The organism is Archangium sp. (assembly GCF_036388035.1).
Classification (GTDB): domain Bacteria; phylum Myxococcota; class Myxococcia; order Myxococcales; family Myxococcaceae; genus Archangium.
The window spans coordinates 1-6,792 of record NZ_DASVSO010000609.1; the positions used below are offsets into that span (position 1 = coordinate 1).

The window sequence follows — 6,792 nt, forward strand, 5'->3', positions numbered from 1 at the left end:
ACCAGCAGACACGCGAGCGCGCTGCCCCAGAACACGGTGCGGCGGCTGGCACGCAACGCCCACAGCCCGGCGCCCATCCACGCCCCGAGGACAAGGCCCACCCCGGTGTACGCGAGGAGGAGGCGGCCCACCTGGGCGAGGACCACGCCCCGGAACTCGTTCCACACCCGCTCCTCCAGGACGCGGCTCTCGTTCCCCTGGTAGCCGAGCGTCATGTTGAAGACGGCGCACAGGGTGTAGAGCGTCAGGAAGACGAGCAGCCCGGCCCGGCAACCGAGGACGAGGGAGCGCGCCAGGGACGGGCGGGACACCACGTCTCCCCTCACCCTCCATCCCAGGAGCTCAAGCCACCTGCTCGTGCGTGGAGACCTCCAGGCCCGACGAATAGCCCAGCACCTGCTCCACCCGCGCCGCGCGGTGCGCGTACGTGTGCTCGGCCAGCACGCGTCGGCGTGCCGCCTGCCCGAGCTGCCGCACCCCCTCATCCGTGAGGCACAGCACCGCCTCGGCCACCTCCAGGCCGTCCTCCGCCACGAGGCACTCGGTGCCCGGCTCGAGGAAGAGCTCGATGCCCTGCCACTTGTCCGTGATGATGCAGGAGCCCGCGCCAGCGGCCTCGAAAATGCGCGTGGTCGGCGAGAAGCCGAAGCGCGCCATGCCGTCGCGGCTGATGTTGAGCACCGTGCGCGCCGTGCAGTTGAGGGCGTTGTGGTCCTGCGTATAGACGTGGCCCACGTACCTCATGTTGGGCGCCAGGGGCCGGTCCGCCCAGCCGCTGCCTCCCAGCAGGAAGCTCTTCTCCGGCAGCAGATCCGCGGCGCGCAGGAAGAAGGACTCCACCCGCCGCTCCCGGTCCGGCAGCCGGTTGCCCAGGAAGGCCAGGTCACAGTCGAAGCGCGGATGGGGCGCCACCGGGTGGTGGGTGTCCGGATCCACGGCGTTGTAGATGGGGACACAATCGCGCGCCCCGAAGTCCTTGTACGCGAGCACCACCGGGTCGCCGCCGCCGGAGGTGAAGACACGGTCGTAGCGGGGCACCAGCGCGCGGAACGGGTCGTTCGGGTTCTTCGCCATCCGCTCCAGGGTGGCCGGCGCGTCCACGTCCCAGAAGACCACCTGGGTGCGGCCGGACTTGAGGTCCAGCACCCGGGCCTCCAGCAGCTCGTCGAAGACGCCCACGCCGCTGGCCTTCACCACCACGTCCGCGCCTCGCGCCTCCTCCAGGCACCGTTCCAGCCCGTCGGTGCCCTCGGCCGAGTACACCACCACGCGGGCCCAGTCCGGGTCCGTGGGCAGGTCCCGGTGCTTCTGCCGGTCATGGATGTCCGGCTCATAGAAGGTGACGCGGTGGCCGCGCGCATGGAGGGCGCGGATGAGGCCTCGATAGTAGGTGGCCGCCCCGTTCCAGTAGGCCGAGACGAGGCTCGAGCCGAAGAAGGCGATCCGAAGTCCGTGGCTGCTCATGCGGTGACCCTTTCCTGTGCGACCGGCTCGAGCGAGCCAGTCTCGACGCCCAGCTCCCGGCAGAAGCCGTGGAGCTCCTCCACCCGGTGCGCGCAGGTATGGCGCGCCAGAATCATCCGTCGCCCGTGCTCGGCCCGGAGGTGCTCCAGGCGCCAGGCGTTTCGCGGCCCATCCACCTGCCGAAGACCCGCGCCCCGTTCAACGGGCTCGGTGACGACGCCTCTCGACGAGGGGGCGTTGCCGTGGTTCCAGTCCGACCGGGGCGAGTGGCACAAGAGGACGGCGCGCATCGTTCAAAAGTCTCCGCTCAGGTCGCCTTCGCCAGCGGGGGCGGGGCGGGGGTTGCCGCCCTGGACGCACGGTCCAGATCGACATACGCCGCAAGGTAGGCATCCGCCTGGCGATCCGGGGAGAACCGCAATGCACGGGTCCGTGCAAGGGTGGACATCCGGTTGCACAGCACGGGCTCCGTCACCAGCCGCCGGAGGGCGCGCATGAGCATGTCGGTGTCATCTGGTGGAACAAAGACGGCCGCGTCCTCCCAGATCTCGCGCAGGGAGGGGATGTCCCCCAGCACCAGCGCGCACCCGGCGAGCGCGGCCTCCAGCGCGGACAGGCCGAAGGGCTCGTAGCGCGCGGGCAGGGCGAAGATGGAGGCCCGGCCCATGTGCCCGGCCAGTTCTCGGGGTGACAGTCTTCCCAGCATGCGCACACAGCGCGAGCGCACCTCGCCGCCGGAGGGGTGCCGCATGTCGCCCGCCACGAGCACCGGCCAGTCCAGCCGGGGCGCCACGGACTCCAGCATGGACACGTTCTTCGCCTCGTCCCACAGGCGGCCCACGGCGAGGATGAGGGGCTCGCGCACGTTGCCGGGAGGAAAGTCTTCCGGGCGGCGCGCGTTGGGGATGACGCCCGCGGAGCGCAGCGGCCCGTAGTGCGTCACCAGGGCTTGCAGCATGGCGGTGCTGGGGGCCACCACATGGCCGGCGGCGCGCAGGCCCCGCGTCACCTCCCAGCGGTAGCGCGAGTAGCGCTCCGGGGCCTGCTCTCCCTTCACCGCCTCCCACCACGAGAGGACGCACGAGTGGCCCACGATGAGCGGCTTGCGCTTCCACGGCAGCGCGCCGTGGCAGTAGCCATTGAGGTGCACCACGTCGGGCTGGACGCGAGACTCCAGCTCCAGCAGCCAGTCCCCGGCGGCCTTCACATCCTCCCAGGGGTCATCCATCCACTCGAGCTGCCAGGTGCTCTGCTCGACGCCGAGCCCGGGCACGATGCGGGCCTCGGCCCACTGCGCCTCGGTGAGGGGCGGGCCCATGGTGGCCAGGGTCACCGACACCCCGCGGCTCGCCAGGGCCCGACTCAGCTCCAGGGCGTACGTCCACACCCCGCCGACGGTGTCGGTGGTCATCAGCACCCGGCGCACCTCCCCGGAGGGAGGGGCCGCTCTATCCGTGGATGCCTTCACGTGCCTCCTGTCTGTCGAGCGCCCGTTGCACCGTCCCCGCCCCCATGTCCCGCATCCATGCGTGGAGCCGCGTCACGCCTTCGCGCACCTCCACCCGCGGCGCCCAACCGGTCGCCGCCTGGAACTTGCGCGTATCGGACACGTAGTAGCGTGGGTCCCCCGTTCGCCAATCCTCGAACTTCACCTGGGGCGCCTGCCCCGTGAGCTCGCCAATGAGATCCAACACCTCCAGCAGGCTCACCGCCCGCTGGGGGCCGCCACCGATGTTGAACACCTGACCCCCCAGCCGGCTCATGTTGACCATCGCAAGCTGGAAGGCGCGCACCCCGTCCTCCACGAAGAGGAGATCGCGCACCTGCCTGCCGTCCCCGTAGAGGGTGATGGGCTGCCGCCGCAGGGTCCGGCGGAGGAAGTGGGCCACCCAGCCCTGGTCCTCGAAGCCGAACTGCCGAGGGCCGTAGATGCAGCCCATGCGGAACACGGCGAGGGGCAGGCGCCAGGTGCGCGCGTAGTCCAGGACGTACTGGTCCGCCGCGCCCTTGGAGCAGCCAGAGGGGCTCTCGAAGTCGAGCGGTTGCTCCTCGCCGAGGCCCTGGCCCCGCACCTCCACGTCCACCGGCTCGTAGCGCCGGCCGTCGGGCGCCAGGCTCAGGCCCGGCAGGCCGCCGTACACCTGGTGGGTGGAGGTGAAGACGAGCGGCGGAGGCGTCTCGCACGCCCGCACCGCGTCCAGCACGTTGACGGTGCCGCGGGCATTCACCTCGAAGTCGTGCACCGGATTGGTGAGGCGGGTGGTGCCGGCCACCCGCGCGGAGAAGTGGAACACCGCCTGGGCATGGCGCACCGCCTCGCGCACCGCGGGAGCATCCCGGAGATCCGCGACCTGCACGTCCACCCGCGCGCCGTGCCGCGCCTTGAGCCAGCGCAGGTTGCGCTCCACTCCCGGGCGGCTGAGGTTGTCATAGACGAGCACCCGCTGGCCGTCCTCCAGGTAGCGGTGGGCCACGTTGGCGCCGAGGAAGCCAGCGCCGCCGAAGACGACCACGTGGCGCTCCGGGTGCGCGCGCCGGTACGGGGACTCGAGGCCGCGCCACTGCTCGGGCAGGCCCGCCAGGCCGTGCTCCGCCCACAGGCGGAAGAGCAGCTTGGGCGAGCCGTCCTCGCGCACCATGCCGAAGTGGAGGGCGGGCACGTCGGCCGGGGCCTCCGCGGACTCCACGTCCACCTCGGTGTCCCGCAGCGAGCACCAGTACAGGCGCTCCACCGGGGCCGCCGTCGCGTCGAGGAAGGCGGAGAGCTGCTGCTTCTCGTCGAAGCGCCAGGTGGAGTAGCCCGTCGTCAGCCACACCGCCGCCTTGGAGCGGTGCCCGGCGAGCACCATGCGGATGGGCGCCAGCCACTCCTCCCAGCCCTGGAAGGCCGCCACATCCTGGTTCGGGTAGCCCTGCACGGCCACGGCGTCGAAGGAGTCCGCCCCCACGCGGTCCAGCACGCAGGCGAGCCACAGCGCGTCGAGCTCCGCGCCGAGCACCACCTTCTTGCCCGCGGCGCGCGCCCGACGGGCCCCGTCCGCCACCATGGCGGAGAACATCTCCCACTCCGGATCCAACCTCCAGTCATAGGAGGCCAGCGTGCCGGGCGCGTTCCACAGCTCCACCCACTCGACGTGGCGGCCGTGGCGCGCGAGGAAGGACTCGACGAAGTCACCGAAGGCGTGGGCCTCGCGCGGCGGTGCGTTGCGCCGGGGCTCCACCCCCAGCGCGCCGGGCGTGCCGGTGAAGCACGGCACCACTCGCACCTCCTGGGCCAGACGCGGCAGCAGCCAGCCGTACCAGCGCTCCCCCTCGGGGGTGACGGCGTCCGCCCAGGACACCTCGGTGCGCAGCTCCGTCACCCCGAGCGAGCGCAACAGCTCCAGCGCGCGCTCCACCTTCGCGTGGTCGCCCACCGCGAAGGACTCCACCAGGCCGATGCCCTGCCCCTCGCTCTTCACCCCGGTCATACGGTCACCCCCGGCGCTCCAGCTCCGCGCGCTCCGTCGACAGGGTCCGTGGCCACCTGCCCCCGACGCGCGCGCATACCGAGGCGGTAGCACAGCACACGCCCTGGCTGTGTGAGGTGGGGGGGAGACGGCCGGACAGCGTCTGGTGAACGGATCGCCCGCGTCCGGACGGGTTTTCGACCTACCAGCTACACGAAACCCGACGGTGGAGCCTGGCCGTCTACTTCGCTCGCGCCGCTTCGATGAGCTCGGCGAGCAGGGTGCGGTGACAGGCCTCGGCGATGATGCAGTCCTTGGAGCACAGCAGCGTGACCGTCTCGCCCCGGTCCACGCGGGCCGCGAGCTCGGCGATCTTCTCGCGCTGGGCCTCCATCTCGTGCAGGTAGCGCTCGCGGTACACGTCGAGCGTGATGGGCGTCTGCCCCTTGCCCTGGAAGGCGGCGAGCAGCGGCGGGCTGGGACCCAGGTCCCGCATCCACACGTCCCAGGTCTCCTTCTCCTTGCGGAGCCCTCGGGGGCGGAACCGGCAGATGAGGATGCGCAGCCCGTCATCGGGCTCGGCGGGCACACACCAGCGCTTGGTCTTGATGGGCATTCCCAGGAAACACCGGGCCCGCTCGACCTCCTCCCGAGCGCGAGAGCCCGGTCGCTCGCCCGGGCAGCCTCGGCGCCGACCGTGTGCGTTTGAATGCGGGCTCATCCCTCCGGGTGGATTGCCCCCCTCCCCGTCGGACATGAGGTTGCGCCCCATTCCACTGGGGGGGGTATATGGAGCGGAGCAGGAGAAGAGCCGCGCGGCTGGCGCGGTGGGGCATGGCATTGCTGGGAGCACTGGCGTTCGCGTGTGGGCCGGTACCGAAGGACGCACCGGACGTCGAGGAGATGGCACTGGAGTCCTCGGAAGCACGGCTCTCCAGCAGTTCCAGCCCGTTCGACGTGAGCCGGCCCATCCCGGAGGAGCAACGCACGGCATTCACCGGGCCCTCCGTGGCCTTCGACGGCAAGGTGTACCTCGTCGTCTGGAGGGACTCACGGACGGGCGACGTCTTCGGCGCGCGTGTGAGCGCCGGGGGCCGCGTGCTCGACCCGGCGGGCATCCCGCTCAACCTCACCACCGGCATCACTGGCAGCCAGCCGCGCGTGGCGTATGACGGCACCCAGTTCGTGGTCGTCTGGGTGAGTTCGGACGGCATCTTCGGCGCCCATGTGGAGAGCGACGGAGACGTGCGCCGTCACTTCATCATCGGCTTCAACGGCGAGGCGGGCGGGCCTCCCGGTATCGCCTGCGCGAAGAAGCTGTGCCTGGTGGCCTACACCGTCTCCGGGGACGACGAGAACGTCATCGCCGCCGCGCGCGTGGACTCGAATGGCAAGGTGCTCGAGAAACAGTCGCTCTCCCCCGGGGAGAATGACGCGTTCGATCCCGCCGTGGCGTGGGACGGCGGACAGTTCCTCGTCGTCTGGAGCGACGAGCGCGGCGGGGAGGACACGGAGGACATCTACGGCGCTCGCGTCAGGAAGGACGGCACGATGCTGGACGGGAGAGGCGTGCCCCTCATCGCGGCGCCCGCTGGGCAGCGCCGCCCGGACGTGGCCTGGACGGGGAAGCACTTCCTCGTCGTCTGGGAGGACAACCGGGGCGTGGAGCCGGACATCTACGGCGCGCGGGTGCGGGGCGACACGAGGCCGGTGGAGCCCACGGGCTTCCCCATCGCCCCCCACCCTGGGACGCAGTACGCCCCGCGCCTCGCTCATGACGACCGTGAATCGCTCGTCGTCTGGGGCGATACCCGCGGGGAGGCCTTCCTCGCTCGGGGCGCTCGCGTGGCGGATGACGGCGGGGTGCTGGACCCCGAGG

General features: G+C 71.3%; 5 protein-coding genes and 2 pseudogenes. 1 reads left to right on the forward strand and 6 read right to left on the reverse strand.

Going from position 1 to position 6,792, the window contains the following annotated elements; all coding sequences use genetic code 11:
* The 6 genes and pseudogenes from VF697_RS24945 to VF697_RS24970 form a co-directional block, all read right to left on the reverse strand.
* Positions 1-311 (reverse strand): annotated as a pseudogene (locus VF697_RS24945) (arylsulfatase); the annotation flags it as partial.
* Positions 312-342: 31 nt separating this feature from the next.
* Positions 343-1,464 (reverse strand): CgeB family protein, encoded by a 1,122-nt coding sequence (locus VF697_RS24950; protein WP_331099134.1) that lies wholly within the window; start codon positions 1,462-1,464, stop codon positions 343-345.
* Entirely contained in the window at positions 1,461-1,754 is a 294-nt protein-coding gene (locus tag VF697_RS24955; protein ID WP_331099136.1) for a glycosyltransferase, read from the reverse strand. The genes VF697_RS24950 and VF697_RS24955 overlap by 4 nt, the downstream gene beginning before the upstream one ends.
* Positions 1,755-1,771: 17 nt before the next feature.
* A complete protein-coding gene (locus VF697_RS24960; protein ID WP_331099138.1) occupies positions 1,772-2,932 on the reverse strand; it encodes a glycosyltransferase family 4 protein in 1,161 nt (386 codons plus the stop codon).
* Positions 2,913-4,934, reverse strand: coding sequence for an NAD-dependent epimerase/dehydratase family protein (locus VF697_RS24965; protein ID WP_331099140.1), 2,022 nt, complete (start codon positions 4,932-4,934; stop codon positions 2,913-2,915). The genes VF697_RS24960 and VF697_RS24965 overlap by 20 nt, the downstream gene beginning before the upstream one ends.
* 220 nt (positions 4,935-5,154) lie before the next feature.
* Positions 5,155-5,529: a DUF488 domain-containing protein gene (locus VF697_RS24970; protein ID WP_331099142.1), complete on the reverse strand. Its 375-nt coding sequence runs from the start codon at positions 5,527-5,529 to the stop codon at positions 5,155-5,157.
* A gap of 218 nt (positions 5,530-5,747) precedes the next feature.
* On the opposite strand from VF697_RS24970, the pseudogene VF697_RS24975 reads away from it, so the two are divergent.
* A pseudogene (locus VF697_RS24975) lies at positions 5,748-6,792 on the forward strand (hypothetical protein); the annotation flags it as partial.

What these genes read in the sequence shown, in the direction of transcription:
- VF697_RS24950 (WP_331099134.1), bottom strand. Translation starts at nt 1,464, where the DNA reads ATGAGCAGCCACGGACTTCGGATCGCCTTCTTCGGCTCGAGCCTCGTC.
- VF697_RS24955 (WP_331099136.1), bottom strand. Translation starts at nt 1,754, where the DNA reads ATGCGCGCCGTCCTCTTGTGCCACTCGCCCCGGTCGGACTGGAACCAC.
- VF697_RS24965 (WP_331099140.1), bottom strand. Translation starts at nt 4,934, where the DNA reads ATGACCGGGGTGAAGAGCGAGGGGCAGGGCATCGGCCTGGTGGAGTCC.
- VF697_RS24970 (WP_331099142.1), bottom strand. Translation starts at nt 5,529, where the DNA reads ATGCCCATCAAGACCAAGCGCTGGTGTGTGCCCGCCGAGCCCGATGAC.